Below are 18,678 nucleotides of genomic sequence, written 5' to 3'. Positions count from 1 at the left end.
TTCCAGAGATTCAGGCTCGGTCGCTGTTGGCCGCGTCAGCGACCGGTCTTCGGGGCCTTCCAGCGGGCGATCCCGCGGGCCACCAGGTTGAGGATCATCACGAAGGCGATCAGCGTGAGCGAGGCCGCCCAGGCCCGGTCGTACGCCGCGCCCGAACCCGCGCTGTTCGCGAACTGCTGGTAGATGTACAGCGGCAGCGACGCCTGCGCCCCCTCGAAGGGGTTGTTGTTGATGAACGGGTTGCCGAACACCAGCAGCAGCACCGGCGCGGTCTCGCCCGCGATACGGGCCACGGCGAGCATGACGCCCGTGGTGATGCCGCCGATGGAGGTCGGCAGGACCACCTTCAGGATGGTGCGCCACTTCGGCACACCGAGCGCCAGGGACGCCTCACGCAGCTCGTTCGGGACGAGCTTGAGCATCTCCTCGGTGGAGCGGACGACGACCGGCATCATCAGGATGGCCAGGGCCAGCGAACCCGCGAACCCGAACGGCTGCATCTTGAAGATGAGCATCAGGCTGAGGATGAACAGACCGGCGACGATCGACGGGATACCGGTCATCACGTCGACGAAGAAGGTCACCGACTTGGCCAGCCGGCCGCGCCCGTACTCCACGAGGTAGATCGCGGTGAGCACGCCGATCGGGGCACCGATCAGGGTGGCCAGGCCGACCTGCTCCAGGCTGCCGATGATGGCGTGGTAGATGCCACCGCCGGGCTCGGTGTCGGCGACGATGCCCATCGAGTGGGTCAGGAAGTAGAGGTTCAGGACCTTCACGCCGCGCGCGACGGTCACCCAGATCAGGGAGACCAGCGGGATCACGGCGAGCACGAAGGCGACCCAGACGACGCTGGTCGCGATGCGGTCCTTGGCCTGGCGGCGGCCCTCGACGCGCGCGGCGATGACGTACGTACCGAGCACGAACAGGACCGCGGCGATGAGCGCCCACTGGATTTTGCTCTGCAGGCCGGCGGCCGCGCTGATGCCCACGCCCAGGGCGAGGGAGCCACCGGCGATCGCCCACGGCGTCCACTTGGGCAGGCTGGCGGCGCGCAGCGTGCTGGGACGCTTGTCGGTCAGGCTTGCGGTGCTCATGCGTTGGCCCCCGAGTACTCCGCGCGGCGGGCGATGATCAGCCGGGCCGCGCCGTTGACCACCAGCGTGATGACGAACAGGACCAGACCGGAGGCGATGAGCGCGTCACGGCCGGACTCGTCCGCCTCGCTGAACTTGCTGGCGATGTTCTGGGCGAAGGTGCCGCCGCCCGGGTTGAGCAGGCTGGCCTGGATGTCGAAGTTCGGCGAGAGCACGGTGGCGACGGCCATCGTCTCGCCGAGCGCGCGGCCGAGACCGAGCATGGACGCGGAGATCACGCCGGAGCGGCCGAAGGGCAGCACGGACATGCGGACGACCTCCCAGCGCGTGGCGCCGAGAGCCAGGGCCGCCTCCTCGTGCATCTGCGGGACCTGGCGGAAGACCTCGCGGCTCACGTTGGTGATGATCGGCAGGATCATGATCGCGAGCAGGATGCCGACGGTGAGCATCGAGCGCGGCGCGCCCTGCTCCCAGGAGAAGATCCCGGTCCAGCCGAAGAAGTCGTTGAGCCAGCCGTACAGGCCGTCCATGTGCGGTACGAGGACCAGGGCGCCCCACAGGCCGTACACGATGGACGGCACGGCGGCGAGCAGGTCGATCACGTACGCGACGGGGCCGGACATGCGGCGCGGGGCGTAGTGCGTGATGAACAGCGCGATGGCGACCGCGACCGGGACCGCGATGGCCATGGCGATGATCGAGGAGACGATCGTGCCGAAGGCCAGCACCGCGATGCCGAAGGTCGGCGGCTGGAGGTTGGTGTTCCACTCGAAGGTGGTCAGGAAGTTGCCGTGGTCCTTGCTGATCGCGAGGCACGCACGGTAGGTGAGGAAGACCGCGATCGCGGCCATGATCACCAGAAGCAGGATGCCGGAGCCGCGGGACAGGCCGAGGAAGATGCGGTCGCCGGGGCGGGTCGCGCCGCGGGCGTTGCGCTTCTGCCGGCCGGACGTCGGCTGGGGCGTGGGGGGAGGTGCGTCAGTCGTCTTCGTCGTCGATATGTCCATCGGGTTCTCCGGTCTGCGGAGCCGTGCTCCCCGAGGGGGGCGGCGGCTCATGGCGGCGGTGCACCGGACGGTGTGCGGCCGGGTCCCGGCGGTGGCTGGGACCCGGACCGCGCACTCGGATCAGGTCAGCTCAGGCCCTCGATGGTGGTACGGACCTTGCTGATGATGGCGTCGGGAACGGGGGCGTAGTCGATCGTGGAGAGAACCTTCTGACCGTCCTCGCTCGCGATGTAGCGGAGGAAGGCCTTGGTGGCGGGCAGGGTGTCCGCCTTGTTGCCCTTGTCGCAGGCGATCTCGTACGTGACCAGGGTGATCGGGTAGGCACCCTCGGCCTTGGTCTTGTAGTCCAGCTTCAGGGACAGGTCCTTGCCGGTGCCGACGATCTTCGCGGCGGCGATGTCGGCGGTGGCGCTGTCGGTGCTCGGGGCGACCGGCTTGCTGGCACCGGTGTTGAGGGAGACCGCCTTCATGCCGTCCTTGACGTAGGACAGCTCGAAGTAGCCGATGGCGCCGGAGGTCTGCTTGACCTGCTGGGCCACACCCGCGGACTGCGGAGCGGACTGGCCGCCCTTGGCCTGCCAGGCCTTGCCGCCGGAGTACTTCCAGTTGCTCGGCGTGGTGGCGATCAGGTACTTGGTGAAGTTGTCCGTGGTGCCGGACTCGTCCGAGCGGTGGAACGCCTGGATCTTCAGGTCGGGGAGCTTCACGCCCTTGTTCAGCGCGGCGATCGCCGGGTCGTTCCACTTGGTGATCTTGCTGTCGAAGATCTTGGCGATGGTCGGGGCGTCCAGGACCAGGTTGTCGACACCCGGGACGTTGTAACCGAGGGCGATCGGGCCGCCGACCATCGGGAGGTCGATGCCCTGGCCGCCGTTGCAGACCTTCTTGGAGGCGGCGACCTCTTCGGGCTTCAGCGCGGAGTCGGAGCCGGCGAAGGCGACCTGGCCCTGGGTGAACGCGGTCACACCGGCGCCGGAGCCGCCACCCTTGTAGTTGATCTGCACGCCGCAGGCCTGGGAGAACTGCTTGACCCAGGCGTCGATCGCGTTCTTCTGCGCGGAGGAGCCGTCGGCGAGCAGCTGACCCTTGGCGTTGTCACACTTGATCGAGCTGGCCTTGGTCGTCGAGGACGCGCCGCCCGACGCGCTGCCGCCGCCGTTGTCGTCGGAGCCGCACGCCGTCAGGGCAAGGGCGCCGGTCACGGCGACAGCACCGAGGGAGAGGGCGCGCAGCCGGTTCTTGCGCTGAAGCATCACTTTCGGGGGTTCCTTCCAGGAGCCGCCGCTGTCGGCGGCGTGCGAAGTCATGGGATGCGGCGGGCGCACACCTGGCCGCGCCCCGCACCTTGCACGGCCGAAATTAGGCAGAACAGGTGAAGCCGCCGATGGCCGGAAGTGAACGGGGGGTGAACCCCTGCCGTCGGCCCGGTGAGGTCACGGAATGCTCACGGGGAGAGCACGTGGAGGTTCCGACGACCCGGTTACGCGGACATATATTCGATGGCCGTCACTCTCCCGGGGGAACCTCGGCGAGCGTGGTGTCGTCTCGTTCCAGGAGATCCCAGGAAAGGCGAGACGGCGATGAGCATGGAACGGCGTACGTTCATCTCGGGCGGCGCGGCCGCCGTGGCGGCGGGCGCGCTCGCCGGGTGCAGCGCGAACGCGGGCGTGTCCACCGAGTCGGCGACACAGCGGCACGCCTTCTCATCGTCCGGTACGGCGCTGAAGACCACCAGCGCAGCGGCCGCCGCCGACTGGGCGGCCCTCGCCCGTGATCTGGACGGCACCCTGGTCCGGCCCGGCGACGCCTCCTGGAAGACGGCCCACCAGCTGTACAACACCCGCTTCGACGGCCTGAAGCCGGCGGCGGTGGCGTACGCGGCGCACGCGGCCGACATCCGTACGACCCTGGCGTACGCCCGGGCCCACAAGATACGGGTGTCGATACGCAACGGCGGTCACTCCTACGCGGGCTACTCCTCCGGTGACAACCGCCTCGTCCTCGACGTCTCCAGGCTGAACCGGATCCGGGTGAGCGGCGGCCAGGCGGTGGTCGGCGCCGGCTCCAAGCTGATCGACGTCTACCGCGCGCTGGGCGCCAAGGGCGTGACCATCCCCGCGGGCTCCTGCCCCACGGTCGGCGTCTCCGGCCTGGTCCTGGGCGGCGGCCACGGCGTCGCCTCCCGCGCCTACGGCCTGACCTGCGACAGCCTCACCCAGGCGACCCTGATCACCGCCGACGGCACCCAGGTCACCGCGGACGCCAAGAACCACTCCGACCTCTTCTGGGCGCTGCGCGGCGCGGGCAACGGCAACTTCGGCGTCGTCACCGAACTGCACTTCAAGACCCACGCGGCACCGCAGGCGGTGACCGCGTACATGACGTGGCCGTGGTCGAAGGCCGCCGCGGTCCTCAAGGCCTGGCAGGAGTGGGGCCCGAGCCAGCCCGACGAGATCTGGTCCTCCCTGCACCTGTCATGCTCGCCGGGCGGGACCCCGGCCATCTCCGTGGCCTGCTTCTCCATGGGCACGTACGGCGAACTGCAGAACGCGGTCGACCGCCTGGCCCACCAGGCCGGCGCCGACGCCGCCTCGGTCTCCCTGCGCCGGCACGGCTACGAGGAGGCGATGGAGATCTACGCCGGCTGCTCCTCCTTCGCCACCGACGCCCAGTGCCACCTGCCCGGCTCGACCCCGGGCCGCTCCCCGCAGGGCCGGCTCGGCCGCGAGACCTACGCGGCCCGCTCGGACTTCTTCGACCGCTCCCTGTCCGCGGCGGGCATCCAGACGGTCCTGAACCAGATCCGCTCGGTGCACGGCGGCGCGGGCAGCATCGCGTTCACGGCCCTCGGCGGCGCGGTCAACCGGGTCAGCCCCACGGCGACGGCCTTCGTCCACCGCCGCTCCCGCATGCTGGCGCAGTACATCGCGTCCTGGGGCGCGGGGGCCTCCGGCACCTCGGCCCAGTCCTGGCTGACGGCGGCACACCACGCGATGCAGCCGTACGCGTCCGGCGCGGCGTACCAGAACTACGCGGACCCGACCCTGAAGAACTGGCGCTCGGCGTACTACGGCGACGCGTCGGCACGTCTGACGAAGGTGAAGAAGAGTTACGACCCGGAGAAGTTCTTCTCCTACGCGCAGGGGCTGTAGAAGGTCCGGGAAAGGGACTTGGCGGGCTGCCTACGCCGCCAGGTCCCGCTCCTCCGACTCCACCGCGCGCCGGGCCCCCGGCACCAGCACCCCCGGCACCGACCGCCGCCGCACGACCCAGCCCGCCCGCGGCGACCGCTCCACCGCCCGCATCACCGGCGTGAGAAGCGCCATCGCCAGCGGCGACAGCAGCAGCGCCACCGCCGTGCCCAGGGCGAACCCGCCGACGACGTCCGTCGGGTAGTGGACGCCCATGTACACCCGGCAGAACCCTTCCAGCAGCGCCAGTCCGATCCCCACGAGCCCGAAGCGGCGGTTGGCGACGAAGAGTCCCACGCCCAGCGCCATGGTGATCGTCGCGTGATCACTGACGAAGGAGAAGTCGGTCTTGCCGGAGACGAGGACGTCCAGGCCCTGATGGTCCACGAACGGCCTGGGCCGCTCCACGAACCCCCGGATCGGCACGTTCACCAGCACCGCGATCCCCGCGGCCAACGGCGCCCAGACCAGCGCGGCCACCGAGGGCGCCGCGTCCTCACCGCCCCGCCGCCGCACGGACCACCAGCACCACAGCACGAGCAGCACCATGGCGAGGAGCAGCCCGTACTCCCCGACGAACTCCATGGCGAGGTCGAACCAGTGCGGCGCGTCCTTCGCCAGGCCGTTGATGTCGTAGAGCAGGTCGACGTCGGGGTTCGATCCGGATTCGGCGAGTACAGCCATGGTGCTGCGGCCCCTTCGTCGGTGTCCCGGACGCACCTCGTGTGCGTCGCTCCTGCCCCCCGTGATGCGTAGATCCGCTTCCGCTGCACTGCCGCACTGACGTCCGCTCGGCTACGTCAACAGGAACGCACAGCCCCCATTAATACGTTCCACTCTCCACGGAATGATCACGCAGACGTTATCGAAGAGAGACTCATTCCCCCAGCTCAGGGGGCCGGTTCACGCTAGGTCACACGGTCGTGGGCAACGCTTTTGCGCCATCTTCGGTGACCCGGGTCGCCCCGAAATAGTCCGGGGTGTCGATCGGATCGAAGCGGATCACTGCCCCGGTCCGCGGAGCGTCGATCATGTACCCGCCCCCGACGTAGACCCCCACGTGCCGGATGGCCCGCGAGTCGGTGAGGTCGTCGGAGAAGAACACGAGGTCCCCCGGGAGCAGTTGGTCCCGCGAGGGGTGCGGCCCGGCGTTGTACTGGTCGTTGGCGACACGCGGCAGCGCGATCCCGACACTGGAGTACGCGGCCTGCGTCAGCCCCGAACAGTCGAACCGCCCACCCTGCGCGGCGGTCCCCTCCCCACCCCACAGATAAGGAGTACCGAGCTTCTTCTGAGCGAACGCGATGGCACCGGCGGCTTGCTGGGTGGGGTCGATCCGGCTGACGGGTGCGGCGAAGCTCTTCGAGAGACTGCGGATCCGCTGCACGTAGTTCTGCGTCTCGCTGATGGCCGGGACACCGCCGGCCCTGATCACCCGATAGGCGCCGGCGTTGTAGGCGGCGAGCATGTTGTCGGAGACGTTCCCGGGCACGTCCTTGACGTACTTCGCCAGTTCGCAGTCGTACGAAGCGGCCGACGGAATCGCGTCATCGGGGTCCCAGATGTCCCGCTTCCCGTCCCCGTTGCCGTCGATGCCGTGCGTCGCCCAGGTGCTCGGGATGAACTGTGCGATCCCGCGTGCGTCGGCCGGGCTGACGACGGTCGGGTTCCAGCCGCTCTCCTGGTACAACTGCGCGGCCAGCAGGGCCGGACTGAGCGCCGGGCACAGGTTGCCCCACTTCTGCACGAGCGACGTGTAGGCGGCCGGCACGGCCCCCTTGGCGAGCGCCCGGCTCCCCGAGGTCACCCCGTTGAGAAGGCTCCCGGCGACGACGTAGACACCGACGACGAGCACCATGACAAAGCTCAGCCCGCCCCCCACCAGGGCGCCACCGACGATCCACGCCTTACGCACCGTCAACCGCCCCCCAGACCAGGCCCGTCCACGAGGAGCAGTGTAGGAGCCGACCGTCCGGGCCACGAGCATGGCGAACACGCCACCCTACGAATCTGCCACGCCCCTGCCATTGGCACCCGCAGCGGCGGCGTGCCGGACTGGGCCTTGGACAGCAAGGGACCAACTCACCCTGCTTCAGGACGCAGGCGTCAGCGTCCGCCCACCGCCTCCTTGTACAGCCCCGCCGCCTCTCCCCCCAGCACCACGCTGTACGACACGTCGTCGGTCGAGCCGCCGTGTTCGTGGCCGCCGAGGATGCCGACGACCTGGCCGTCGCCGTTGATCCAGGGGCTGCCGCTGGTGCCGCTGGTGAAGCCGGGGCAGTAGATGCGCTGTTGGGTGCTGCTGTGCGGCTTCGGCTTGTTGGTGCAGATGATGGGCGACTCACGGGAGTCCGGGTAGCCGAGGACGGTCACGGCGGTGGCGCCGGTGGCCGTTCCGGACGCGAAGCGGTTCGCCCCGACCACGTCCTCGATCCGCCTGCCGTCACGCTCGTCCACCAGGGCGAACGCGATGTCGCTGTCCTCGTCCTGGTCCTTGGCCCAGGTGTCGGACAGGAGCCGCTTCGACACGCTCCACACCCCGTACGGCGCCTTCCCGTCCCGGTACCCCGGCACGAACACCAGATCGTCGCCGGCGCCGTCAACACAGTGCGCGGCGGTGACGAGGAGGTTGCCGCGCGGGCTGTGCACCACGGAGGCCGTGCAGAAGTGGCCCCCGGCCAGCCCGCCGGCCCGGTCCGCGCCGAACAGCGCGCCGACCCGCGCGGTGTGCCGCGTGGCGACGACGTCGGCGGTGACCCCGAAGGGCCCCGGCCCGTCATCGGCGGCGGCCACGGACGCGGACGTCAGGGCGAGCATCACCACGACGCCGAGCAGCGCGGGACGCGAGGTGAGCGAGATGCGTGAGATGCGCTTCATCAGCCTCCACTCTGTCCCAGCAACGTGAGAAACCCGCAGCGACTTCACTGAGATTTTCCTGTGAAACCTCATGAGGGGCGCGGGCCGGCCAGTGGCCCTCACCGTACTGGGCGGCTTCCCCCCGCGCCTCCGGACATGGCACGCTCCGCAGCCCTCCCGGCGGCCCGCCCGCACCGGCTCACCACCGCCGTCCCGGCCCAACTCCGCAGCACAGCGACGCCTCAGGGGCGGCGCAGGCCCGCGGCCGGAGCCGCAGACCGCGTCCGCTTTCGCATCCCTCCGGTACCTCCGCGAGGGTGACACCGGCCCCGGCCCCGTGGCCCGACGGCGGCCCGGGACTTCAGCCGACCGGCTTCAGCCCCCACGTCACCCCGGTCATCTCCTCCGACAGCGTCCACAGCCGCCGGGCCGACTCCGGGTCGCTCGCCGCCGCGCTGCGGCCGACCAGTGTGGGGGCGCCGCGCATCTCGCCGAGGCCGTCCGGGCCCACGTACGCCGCGCCCGGCAGGTCCTGGCTGGCCGCGTACAGCGTCGGCAGGGCACCCGCCTTGTCGTCCTGCGCGAACAACCTGTTGCCGACCCCCATGACCGCCCGCGCCAGGGGGTTCGCGGCATGGCTCTGCAGGTTGGTGGCCGCGTACCCGGGGTGCGCCGCCAGGGCCCGGACGGGTGAGCCGGCCTCCGTCAGGCGGCGCTGGAGCTCCAGGGTGAAGAGCAGGTTGGCCAGCTTGGACTGGGCGTAGGCACGGGTCGGGGAGTAACGGCCCCGCAGGTTCACGTCGGCGAAGTGGATCACGCCGTCACCGCCCCGGTGCAGGCCCGAGGAGACGGTCACCACCCGGTCCGTGACCTGCGACAGCAGCAGGTTCGTCAGCGCGAAGTGCCCGAGGTGGTTCGTGCCGAACTGCATCTCGAAGCCCTGTTTGGTGCGCTGCTCCGGCAGCATCATCACGCCCGCGTTGTTGATCAGCAGGTCCAGCGGGCGGTCCCAGGCGTCCGCGAACTCCCGTACGGAGTCCAGGTCGGCCAGGTCCAGTCGCCGCACCTCGGTGCTGCCGCCCGCCTTCGCCGCGGCGGCCCTGCCCCGGTCGAGGTCCCGTACGGCGAACACCACGTGCGCCCCGGCCCGGGTCAGCGCCTGGGCCGTCGCGAGGCCGAGGCCGCTGTTGGCGCCGGTGATCACGGCCGTACGGCCGCTCTGGTCGGGGAGGCGGTTCGCGTTCCACTTGCGCGCACGGCGCGCTTCGGTCGTATCAGCCATGGCCTCAATGTAGGCAACGGCAACAATGCTGTCAATGACAACAAAGGTGGCGCCGCCAACAAAGCTGACGATGTCTACATCTGGATACGATGGTGCACATGCCCCGCATGTCCCCGTCATCGCCGCCACCGTCACCGTCACCGTCACCGTCACCCGCACGGCAGCCGTCGCCGTCGCCGTCGAGCCGCCCCTACCACCACGGAGACCTGCGCGCCGCCCTGCTCAAGAGCGCCGAGCGCACCCTGCGCGAAAAGGGCGCCGGCGCACTCTCGCTGCGCGAGCTGGCCCGTGACATCGGGGTGAGCCACGCCGCCCCCGGCCGGCACTTCAAGGACAAGCGGGCCCTGCTCGACGCCCTCGCGCTGGACGGGTACGAACGGCTCAACCAGGCCCTGGCCCGCGCCGCCGAACAGCCGGGCCTCACCTTCGAGGGGCGACTGACGGCCCTCGCCCGGGCCTATCTCGGCTTCGCCGTCGAGAACCCGGAACTGCTGGAGCTGATGTTCGCGCGCAAGCACCATCCCGACAGCTCCGCCCAACTCGTCTCGGCCGTCGACGAGTCGCTCGGCTCCATCACCCGGCTGATCGCCGACGCCCAGGAGCGCGGCGAGATCGTCCAGGGCGACCCCGAGCGCATCACGACCATCGCCGCGGCGAGCCTGCACGGTCTGGCCGCCCTCATCGCCAGCTGCGCACTGGAACCGGACGAGGCGCTGGCCGGCCTGGACGAGCACGTCCACCTGCTGCTGCACGGCCTCAAGCCGAGGTGAGCCGGCACTGACCGCCCGACCGCCCGCGCCCCACCCGCGCCCCGGTCAAGCGCCGCCCAGCGGAGCGCCAGCACCGTGTCATCGGCGGGTCAGGCTCCGCCCTGCGCCGGTAACGCGGAAGTCAGAATTCTGAAAGCCCCTTGTTGTTGCGTACTCAACGAGCGAGCCTCGGTACGGGACACCGCCACAGGCCGAGTCACCACGGTTCGACCACCCCGCCGGGTCACGGGGAGCCGCCGGACGAGGGGGACGTGGGGTCCCCTCGGCGGCACGGAGAGGGAGACGGGCCACGGCATCCGACCGCGGCCCGTCCTCCTCTGGCACGGCCGGCGTCCTTCGCCCTCGCCCGCCGCATCGCCCGTGAGAACATCGAGGCGACCACTCACCCGACCGGCCGTCAGAAACCGTGCACGGCCGTAAAGAAGGTCAACGACAGAACCACACGACAGGTTCCGGTCGGACCTCGTTGCCCGGCGTGACCTGCCGTGATACACAGAGTGACCGTACGTGCGATTCGTACGAAACCCGCCAGTCAATGACGTCAAGTCGACATACGTTGGCGGCGTTGTCGGCGACAATGAGGCCTGACCTCTGCACACCGCAGGGGCCCAGCAGAACTACCCACCAGGGGCGGTGACTTACATGCTTCTCGCAGCCGACAAGGGAGACATCAACACCATCATCGGCGGGATCGCTCCGGACTGGGGCCCCTTCGGCAGCCTGGGCAACGAGGCGAAGGTGATGATCGAGGTGGTGATGGCCGTGGCCATCCTGCTCTGCCTCGGCATCGCGGTCTGGGGTGCGGCCAAACAGCGCATCGGCGCCACGGCGCTGCGCGACACCTTCAGCGCGGAACAGGGCAAGGGGCTCATCATCGCCGGCCTCACCGGTGTCTTCATCATCGGCTCCCTCGGCACACTGTTCACCATCGTGTACGGCATGGCGGTCTGACACCCGCTCACGCCGTACGCCTCCGGGCACGCCCGGCCGTCCCCACCACCCCCACCCACCCGTCGTGCCCACCGGCTGAGGTTGCGTTTCCCTGATGTCGAGTCACCACACCGCGCCCGCGCGGGAACCAGCACGGCTACCGTCGTATGTCTACGAGGTGGAGGGGGCGTACGCGGCATGAGTCTCGGAGACGAGCAGGGCTACACGGACTACGGCGACACGGGCCACACCCGGACCCGGCTGCCCGAGAACGACCCCTACGGAGGCGCACCGCGGCGAGGCGGCCGCCGCTCCTCCTCCCGGAGCCTGGTCACGGTCGTCGGCGTGGTGGTCCTCCTGATCGCGGCGATCGCCTTCGCGAACCGCGGAGACGATTCGTCTGCCGACAGCTCGACCGGGAAGGGGGCACGCCCCCAGACCGCGTCCACGGCAGCGAGCGGCACGAGACCGGTGGACACAAAGGCGAACGGCATCCCCTCGGGCTTCGCCCACTCGCAACAGGGGGCGCAGAGCGCGGCGGCGAACTACTCCGTTGTGCTGGTCTCGGCCGACATCCTGAGGCCCGCTGAGCGCAGCGAGATCATCAGGCAGGTGTTTGCAGCTGATCAGCAGGCCGCTCTGACGGACAAGTTCAACAAGGCGTACAGCAAGCAGTTCCTCAGCAACATCGGCTTGGACGCGAACGGCAATGCGCCCACTGGGCACACCTACGTCTCGCGTACTGCCCCACTCGGCACCAAGACGACCAGCTACTCGGACGCTGCGGCGACGGTCGAGGTCTGGTGCACCGGGGTGTTCGGAACAGCCGGCGCCGACTCGACCAACCCCGTCACCAGTGACTGGTTCACCATGACCCTCCAGTTGCGCTGGTCGGACGGTGACTGGAAGGTCGACAGCTTCTCCCAGAAGGACGGCCCCGCACCCGTCCCTGGGGACAACAAGGCCTCAAGCGCCGACCAGATGGCGAAGGCCGTCGAGGAGTACGGAGGCTTCACTTATGCCCGGTAGCTCACGACGCGTGCTCAGGGTCGGTGTGACGGTCAGTGCCGTTCAAAGTGCCCTCTTGCTGCTGGCTGCCCGAGCCGTCGCCGCTCCTTCGCCCTCCCCGTCGTCCGACAAGTGTGATCTCATCGTCGGCCCTGCCAAGCAGTACTGCGAGAAGGACGGCGGCGGCTCCTCCAAAGGCTCCCCCGGCCTAACCCCCAACAACCCCCTCACCGACACCCTCGACCCCCTCTCCTCCCTGGCCAAGGGCTGTGCCGACGCTGCCTCCTGGACCATCGGGAAGCTGAGCTCCGCCGTGAAGGAGACCGCGAACGTCGACTTCACGAACCCCAAGTTCCTGCAGCAGTACGCCATCGTCTTCGCCGCGTCCACGATCCTCACCCTCCTGCTGTGGCTCCTGGCCGTGGCCAAGCGAGCCGTCCGGGGCGTCCCCCTCACCACCGCCATCTCCGAAGCCGTCGGCTTCCTGTGGCTCACCGTGCTCGCGTCCGCCTTCACCCCGCTGATCCTCTACACCGTCGTGTCCGCCACCGACAGCGTCACCGACGTCCTCGCCAAAGCCACCGGCGACCAGGCCGACACGTTCTTCGGCACCTTCTCCGGCGCCCTCAACAAGGGCACCGACATCGGCGGCGGCCCCATCATGCTGATCGTCGTCTCCCTGGTCAGCATCCTCGCCGCCGGCGTCCTCTGGCTGGAGCTGGTCATCAGGGCCGCCCTCCTCTACGTCGGCGCCCTCCTCGGCACCGTCGTCTACGCCGGCCTCGTCGACAAGAACCTCTGGGGACACGTGCGCCGCTGGGCGGGGATCATGATCGCCGTCATCCTCGTCAAGCCGGTCATCGTCATCGTCCTCGGCCTCGCCGGCGCGCTCTCCTCCGGCAACGGCCCCGACGCCTTCTCCGCCGTCGTCTCCGGCCTCGCCATCATCCTGCTCGCCATCTTCGCCAGCGCGATGATCTACCGCTTCGTCCCCGGCTTCGGCGACGAGATCGCCGGCTCCCGCAGCAACCGCATCATGCAGGGCGCCGAGAGCAAGGCCGCCGCCGTCATCAGCTCCCCCGCCACCCTCGTCGCCCAGGGCATCAAGACCCACAGCGCCCGCGCGGACAACAACGGAGCGGCACCCGGCGGAGCCGGCGGCCCCCGCCCGGCCAACCCCGCCAGCGGCGGAGTCGCCGCCCACAGCAGCCGTACCCCCACCGGGGGCAGCGGCGGAGCCGTCCCCTCCGCCGCTCCCGCGCCCCGCGCGCCCAGCCCGGTCAACACCCCGCACGCAAGCAACACACGCAACAACCGCACGGGAGGTGATGGGCGTTGACGACCGAGTCCCACCTGTCCCCGGTCACGCCCCGCCGTACATATCTGATCGGCCGCGCCCGGCCGAACGCGATCATCGGCCGCAACCGCGAGTCCGGCGAGATCGCGCTGATCGTCGTCGGCGCGTTCCTCGGCATGATGTGCGGCCTCGTCGTCCCGGTCCTGTCCCTGCGGATCGTGCTGCTGATGGGCTTCCCGCTGCTCGCGCTCGCCGCCGTGTACGTGCCGTACAAGCGCCGCACCTTCTACAAGTGGTTCGAGATCAACCGCAGTTACAAGCGCACCCTCAAGAACGGGGCCGTCTACCGCTCCGGCGCCATGGAGGCCGGCACCCGGCTCGACGGGCGTGAGATCGAGGTCGGCCCGCCCCCCGGCATCGGCCGCCTCACCTGGCTCGCCGCCCCCTTCGGGCCCGACGAGATCGCCGTACTGCTGCACGCCGACCGCAAGACCGTCACCGCGGCCATCGAGATCGAGGGACCGGGCGTCGGCCTGCGCGACTCCGAGGACCAGGAAGCGCTCGTCGACCGCTTCGGCACGCTCCTCAAGCACGTGGCCAACGGCGACGGATTCGTCACCCGGCTGCAGATGCTCGCCCGTACGCTGCCCGCCGACCCCGACGCCCACGCCAAGGACGTCGCCCTGCGCGGCGACGGCCGTTCCCTCGGCTGGCTCCAGCAGTCCTACGACCAGCTCCAGTCCATGGTGTCCACCAGCAGCGAGCAGCACCGCGCCTATCTCGTCGCCTGCATGCACTTCACCCGCGAGCTGGCCGCCGAGGCACAGGCCATGGCCCGGGCCGCACGCCCCCAGGCCGGACGCAAGCTCGACCGGGACGCCGGGCTCGCGGTGGTGATGGCCCGCGAGCTGACCGACATCTGCTCGCGGCTGCAGGAGGCCGACATCCGGGTACGGCAGCCGCTCGGCCAGAGCCGGCTGTCCTCCCTCATCCACTCCATGTACGACCCCGACCACCCCATCGACCACATCCAGGCGATGACCAAGCGCAACGCCTGGCCGGCCGAGCTGGACGCCATGGAGCCCACCTTCCTCCAGGCCAAGACCCGCGAGTCCAGCACCCGCGCCCCCTGGTGCCACGCCACGGCCTGGGTGAAGGAGTGGCCCATGACCCCGGTGGGCGTGAACTTCCTCGCGCCCCTCCTCGTCCACACCCCGGACGTCATCCGAACGGTCGCCGTGACGATGGATCTCGAACCCACCGAGGTAGCCATCGAACGCATGCTGACCGAGAAGACCAACGACGAGGCCGAGGCGTCCCGCGCCGCCAAGATGAACCGGACCGTCGACCCCCGCGACATCGCCGCGCACAACCGCCTCGACCAGCGCGGCGAGGACCTCGCGAGCGGCGCCGCCGGCGTCAACCTCGTCGGCTACATCACCGTCTCCTCCCGCAACCCGGACGCCCTCGCCCGCGACAAGCGCACGATAAGGGCCTCCGCCGGCAAGTCGTACCTCAAGCTGGAGTGGTGCGACAGAGAGCACCACCGCGCCTTCGTGAACACACTTCCCTTCGCCACCGGCATCCGAAGGTAGGGGCTGATTCACCGATGCGGGATCCGCTGTCCGTCCTCACCGACGCCTTCACCTCCTTCCTCTTCGGGAAGGTCGAGACGACCCGGCTGCCGGTACGCACCTCCACGGGCCAGGCCCAGGCGGTCTACCTGCCCACCGCCGCACCCGGCCTCGGCGACTCCGGCGTCATCATCGGCCGCGAGGTGTACTCCGGGAAGGGCTACATCTACGACCCGTTCCAGCTGTACGGCCAGCAGCTCCCGGCCCCGCACTGGCTGGTCCTGGGCGAGTCCGGCAACGGCAAGTCGGCCCTGGAGAAGACCTACGTCCTACGGCAACTGCGCTTCAGGGACCGCCAGGTCGTCGTCCTGGACGCCCAGGGCGAGGACGGCGTGGGGGAATGGAACCTCATCGCGCAGGAGCTGGGGATAACTCCCATCCGGCTGGACCCGACGGCCGCCCTGGACCACGGGATCCGGCTCAACCCCCTGGACCCGGCGATCACCACCACCGGGCAGCTGGCGCTCCTGCGCACGATCATCGAAGTGGCGATGGGCCACGGCCTGGACGAACGCTCCGGCTTCGCCCTCAAGGTCGCGCACTCCTACGTCAACGAGACGATCGTCGACCGCCAGCCGGTCCTCACCGACATCGTCGAGCAGCTACGGCACCCCGAGCCGGAGTCGGCCGAGGCGATGAACGTCGCCATAGACGACGTACGGGCCTGGGGACTCGATGTCGCCCTGGTCCTGGACCGGCTCGTCGACGGTGACCTGCGCGGCATGTTCGACGGCCCGACGACGGTAGGCATCGATCTCGACGCCCCCCTGATCGTCTTCGACCTCTCCCACATCGACCGCAACTCCATCGCCATGCCGATCCTGATGGCGATCGTCGGCGTATGGCTGGAGCACACCTGGATCCGCCCCGACCGGAAGAAGCGCATCTTCCTGGTCGAGGAGGCCTGGCACATCATCAACAGTCCCTTCGTGGCCCAGCTGTTCCAGCGCCTGCTGAAGTTCGGCCGGCGCCTCGGCCTGTCCTTCGTCGCCGTCGTCCACCACCTGTCCGACGTCGTCGACGGAGCCGCGGCGAAGGAGGCGGCGGCGATCCTGAAGATGGCGTCCACCAGGACCATCTACGCCCAGAAGGCCGACGAGGCACGGGCGACCGGACGGGTGCTGGGTTTGCCGAGGTGGGCGGTGGAAATCATCCCCACGCTGACACCGGGCATCGCCGTATGGGACGTCAACGGCAACGTCCAGGTGGTCAAACACCTGGTCACGGAGACGGAACGCCCCCTGGTCTTCACCGACCGCGCGATGACCGAGTCCGCCAGCGACCTCGCCGCCGACGACGCCCTGCACGCCGCCGAGCTGGAGGCCGAGCAGCGGGCGGCGGCCTTCGTGGAACAGCACCTGGGCGACTCCGAGTCGACGGTGGCGTAGGGGGAGGTTGACGGGTGAGACCGGACGATCGCCGTGCCGACATCCGGGACGGCCGCCGGGAGGGCCAGGGCGGCATCCCCGACGGCCTCCTGATCGGCATACTCGCGTTCCTCATCGGCATGACCCTGCTGGTCTGGACGGCCACCGGTCTCGCGGCCCTCTTCGCCAAGGGCGCCTGGCCGAACGGCGTCGCCTTCACCCGCACCGCCCTGGCCATGCGCCACCTCATCGGCCGGCCGCACGACATCGCCGGCGCCTGGCCCGACACCCCCGCCTCCCAGCTCTCCGGCTGGGGTCTGTTCTGGGGCCTGTTCATCGGCCAGCTGATGGTGCTGTTCGTCGTCGCGATGTTCGTGATGGGGACGGTGGCACGATGGCGGGCGGGAAGGGCCCGTCGGAGAGCCGAGCAGGACTCGACGGGGGTACCGGAGGCAGCCCCGCCCGCGCCTCAGGCCCCGCTGCCCGAGACCCCCCACGAGGTTCCCGCGCCGCGTCGCGAACCCGAGCCGCGCCCAGCGGCGAACACTCCACCCGCCGACGGCGAACGGCCGTCCGGCTGGGAAACGCCCCGCCCCGAGGGCGCGGTGCTCCACGCCCCAGTGCTCTACGCCCCGCCCGCGGAGCGCCAGACGGCCGCGGCCCAGGCCGTACGCGACGCGGAGGGCCCCGCCCTGGTCGTCACGTCGAACCCGGCCCTCTGGGCGGAGACGACGGGCGCCAGAGCCAAACTGGGCCCCACCCTCCTCTACGACCCCACGCACCTCTGCGACACCCCGGCCCGCCTCCACTGGTCCCCCACCAGCGGCTGCGAGGACCGGCAGACCGCACTGCACCGGGCCGGAGCGCTCCTCGCCCCCGTCCAGCCCACCGCGAAGATCGACCAGGCGGTGGCCGACACGGCGACGACCCTCCTGCGCAGCTACCTGCACGCGGCCGCCCTGGAGAACCGCACCATCCGGCACGTCCACCGCTGGGCCCAGGGCACCCAGGTGCAGGACGCGGTACGGACCCTGCGGACCCATCCCAAGGCCGCGCCCGGCGCCGCGGGCGAGCTCGAGGCCGCCCTGACCGCGCACCCCGAACGCCGGGACATCGCCCAGGAGCTGACCAGCCGAGCCCTCTCCGCCCTCTTCACCGTCAACATCCGTGAAGCTTGCACCCCAAACCGAACTGATGCGCTCGCCTTGGATTCCTTCGTGGATGAAGGGGGCACGCTTTACGTGGTGGGGGAATCCATCGAGGACCCCAGGAGCAACCCGGGCGCGATGCCTCTCCTGACGGCCCTCGTCTCCAGCGTGGTCGAGCGCGGCCGGCGCATGGCCGAACGGTCATCCTCCGGTCGGCTCGACCCACCATTCACCCTGGTCCTGGACGACGTCGCGGCCGTGGCCCCGCTCCCCCAGCTCCCGGACCTCCTGAGCACGGGAGCCGACCAGGGGATGCCGGCCCTCGCCCTGCTCCGCTCCCGCGAGCAGGCCCGCTCCCGCTGGCCGCACCGTGAACTACCGGTCTAGGACGGCCACTCCAGCACGAACTCCAGCTCGTTCTGCGCCGCGTCCGTCACGAACGGCACCGCCACCCCGCTCGGCACGAACCCCGCCTTGCGGTACGCCCCCTGGGCCCGGTCGTTGTCCTCGTGCACCAGCAGCCGTACGCGCTCGGCACCCCGCTCCCGTGCCCAGGCCACGCCGGCGTCGAACAGGGCCTTGATGAGCCCGTGCCCGCGGTGCTCGGGCCGGACGAACACCCCCACCACATGTCCTTGCCGGCGCTCGACGGGAAGCCCCGCCCAGTCCTTCGTCCCGGCCTCCTCGATGAGTACGGTGACCGAGCCGATCCAGGTCCCGTCGGGCGTCTCGGCGATGAACTGCCGGGCGCCGGTGGACCCTTCACCGGATCCGGCCGCACGGTCCTGCCAGAAGGCGTCCGACCGGCTCGCTGCCTCCTCGTACGTCTCCAGGAAGGCGAGGTGAGCGATCGGGTCCCGCAACGCGTCCAGCCGCAGCTGCTTCACTCGGGGCCAGTCGTCCGCGCGTATCACTCGGACGACGTAGTCATCGTGGGGTCGGGTCGAGGTACTCATGAGGGTCACCGTAGTGCCGGCCGCCCCGTGCGGCATCCCATAAACGCAGAAAACCCCCGCATCTTTCGATGCGGGGGTTTTCCCAAAATTTGTTCGGCGGCGTCCTACTCTCCCACAGGGTCCCCCCTGCAGTAC

General features: G+C 70.1%; 16 protein-coding genes. 8 read left to right on the top strand and 8 right to left on the bottom strand.

Going from position 1 to position 18,678, the window contains the following annotated elements; all coding sequences use genetic code 11:
• Nucleotides 1-35: 35 nt before the first annotated feature.
• From pstA to pstS, 3 genes are all read right to left on the bottom strand, one after another.
• Nucleotides 36-1,097 carry a phosphate ABC transporter permease PstA gene (gene pstA / locus AB0N17_RS29020; protein ID WP_366014489.1) on the bottom strand — a complete coding sequence of 354 codons (1,062 nt, stop codon included), beginning with the start codon at nucleotides 1,095-1,097 and terminating at the stop codon, nucleotides 36-38.
• Entirely contained in the window at nucleotides 1,094-2,104 is a 1,011-nt protein-coding gene (pstC, locus tag AB0N17_RS29015; RefSeq protein WP_366014488.1) for a phosphate ABC transporter permease subunit PstC, read from the bottom strand. The genes pstA and pstC overlap by 4 nt, the downstream gene beginning before the upstream one ends.
• A gap of 125 nt (nucleotides 2,105-2,229) precedes the next feature.
• Nucleotides 2,230-3,360, bottom strand: coding sequence for a phosphate ABC transporter substrate-binding protein PstS (gene pstS / locus AB0N17_RS29010; protein WP_366014487.1), 1,131 nt, complete (start codon nucleotides 3,358-3,360; stop codon nucleotides 2,230-2,232).
• A gap of 330 nt (nucleotides 3,361-3,690) precedes the next feature.
• Between pstS and AB0N17_RS29005 the strand changes: the two genes are divergently transcribed.
• Nucleotides 3,691-5,256 carry an FAD-binding oxidoreductase gene (locus tag AB0N17_RS29005; RefSeq protein ID WP_366014580.1) on the top strand — a complete coding sequence of 522 codons (1,566 nt, stop codon included), beginning with the start codon at nucleotides 3,691-3,693 and terminating at the stop codon, nucleotides 5,254-5,256.
• A 30-nt stretch (nucleotides 5,257-5,286) separates the two neighbouring features.
• Here the strand turns inward: AB0N17_RS29005 and AB0N17_RS29000 are convergent, their stop codons facing one another.
• From AB0N17_RS29000 to AB0N17_RS28985, 4 genes are all read right to left on the bottom strand, one after another.
• Nucleotides 5,287-5,979: a phosphatase PAP2 family protein gene (locus AB0N17_RS29000; protein ID WP_366014486.1), complete on the bottom strand. Its 693-nt coding sequence runs from the start codon at nucleotides 5,977-5,979 to the stop codon at nucleotides 5,287-5,289.
• A gap of 229 nt (nucleotides 5,980-6,208) precedes the next feature.
• Nucleotides 6,209-7,216 (bottom strand): bifunctional lytic transglycosylase/C40 family peptidase, encoded by a 1,008-nt coding sequence (locus AB0N17_RS28995; RefSeq protein ID WP_366014485.1) that lies wholly within the window; start codon nucleotides 7,214-7,216, stop codon nucleotides 6,209-6,211.
• A 185-nt stretch (nucleotides 7,217-7,401) separates the two neighbouring features.
• Nucleotides 7,402-8,172, bottom strand: a complete 771-nt coding sequence (locus AB0N17_RS28990) for a trypsin-like peptidase domain-containing protein (RefSeq protein WP_366014484.1) — start codon at nucleotides 8,170-8,172, stop codon at nucleotides 7,402-7,404.
• A 340-nt stretch (nucleotides 8,173-8,512) separates the two neighbouring features.
• A complete protein-coding gene (locus AB0N17_RS28985) occupies nucleotides 8,513-9,433 on the bottom strand; it encodes an oxidoreductase (RefSeq protein ID WP_366014483.1) in 921 nt (306 codons plus the stop codon).
• A gap of 98 nt (nucleotides 9,434-9,531) precedes the next feature.
• Between AB0N17_RS28985 and AB0N17_RS28980 the strand changes: the two genes are divergently transcribed.
• The 7 genes from AB0N17_RS28980 to AB0N17_RS28950 all read left to right on the top strand — a co-directional run bounded on the left by AB0N17_RS28980 (nucleotide 9,532) and on the right by AB0N17_RS28950 (nucleotide 17,974).
• Nucleotides 9,532-10,203: a TetR/AcrR family transcriptional regulator gene (locus tag AB0N17_RS28980; RefSeq protein WP_366014482.1), complete on the top strand. Its 672-nt coding sequence runs from the start codon at nucleotides 9,532-9,534 to the stop codon at nucleotides 10,201-10,203.
• A 642-nt stretch (nucleotides 10,204-10,845) separates the two neighbouring features.
• Entirely contained in the window at nucleotides 10,846-11,154 is a 309-nt protein-coding gene (locus tag AB0N17_RS28975; protein WP_356385887.1) for a hypothetical protein, read from the top strand.
• Nucleotides 11,155-11,331: 177 nt separating this feature from the next.
• Nucleotides 11,332-12,162 carry a hypothetical protein gene (locus AB0N17_RS28970; protein WP_366014481.1) on the top strand — a complete coding sequence of 277 codons (831 nt, stop codon included), beginning with the start codon at nucleotides 11,332-11,334 and terminating at the stop codon, nucleotides 12,160-12,162.
• Nucleotides 12,152-13,480: a hypothetical protein gene (locus AB0N17_RS28965; protein WP_366014480.1), complete on the top strand. Its 1,329-nt coding sequence runs from the start codon at nucleotides 12,152-12,154 to the stop codon at nucleotides 13,478-13,480. The genes AB0N17_RS28970 and AB0N17_RS28965 overlap by 11 nt, the downstream gene beginning before the upstream one ends.
• Nucleotides 13,477-15,033 (top strand): SCO6880 family protein, encoded by a 1,557-nt coding sequence (locus AB0N17_RS28960; protein ID WP_366014479.1) that lies wholly within the window; start codon nucleotides 13,477-13,479, stop codon nucleotides 15,031-15,033. The genes AB0N17_RS28965 and AB0N17_RS28960 overlap by 4 nt, the downstream gene beginning before the upstream one ends.
• Before the next feature lie 14 nt (nucleotides 15,034-15,047).
• On the top strand, nucleotides 15,048-16,460 hold the full coding sequence (locus tag AB0N17_RS28955) for an ATP-binding protein (protein WP_366014478.1): 1,413 nt from the start codon (nucleotides 15,048-15,050) through the stop codon (nucleotides 16,458-16,460).
• A 14-nt stretch (nucleotides 16,461-16,474) separates the two neighbouring features.
• Nucleotides 16,475-17,974, top strand: a complete 1,500-nt coding sequence (locus AB0N17_RS28950; protein WP_366014477.1) for a type IV secretory system conjugative DNA transfer family protein — start codon at nucleotides 16,475-16,477, stop codon at nucleotides 17,972-17,974.
• Here AB0N17_RS28950 and AB0N17_RS28945 read toward each other — a convergent pair.
• The gene (locus AB0N17_RS28945) at nucleotides 17,971-18,543 is read right to left on the bottom strand and encodes a GNAT family N-acetyltransferase (RefSeq protein WP_366014475.1); all 573 of its coding nucleotides are present in this window, start codon (nucleotides 18,541-18,543) and stop codon (nucleotides 17,971-17,973) included. The two genes, AB0N17_RS28950 and AB0N17_RS28945, sit on opposite strands and share 4 nt — an antisense overlap.
• Between the last annotated feature and the right edge of the window lie 135 nt (nucleotides 18,544-18,678).

The organism is Streptomyces sp. NPDC051133 (assembly GCF_040682635.1).
Taxonomy (GTDB): domain Bacteria; phylum Actinomycetota; class Actinomycetes; order Streptomycetales; family Streptomycetaceae; genus Streptomyces.
The sequence above is the reverse complement of the archived record's forward strand: the minus strand, read 5'-3'. Positions and strand labels throughout refer to the sequence as shown.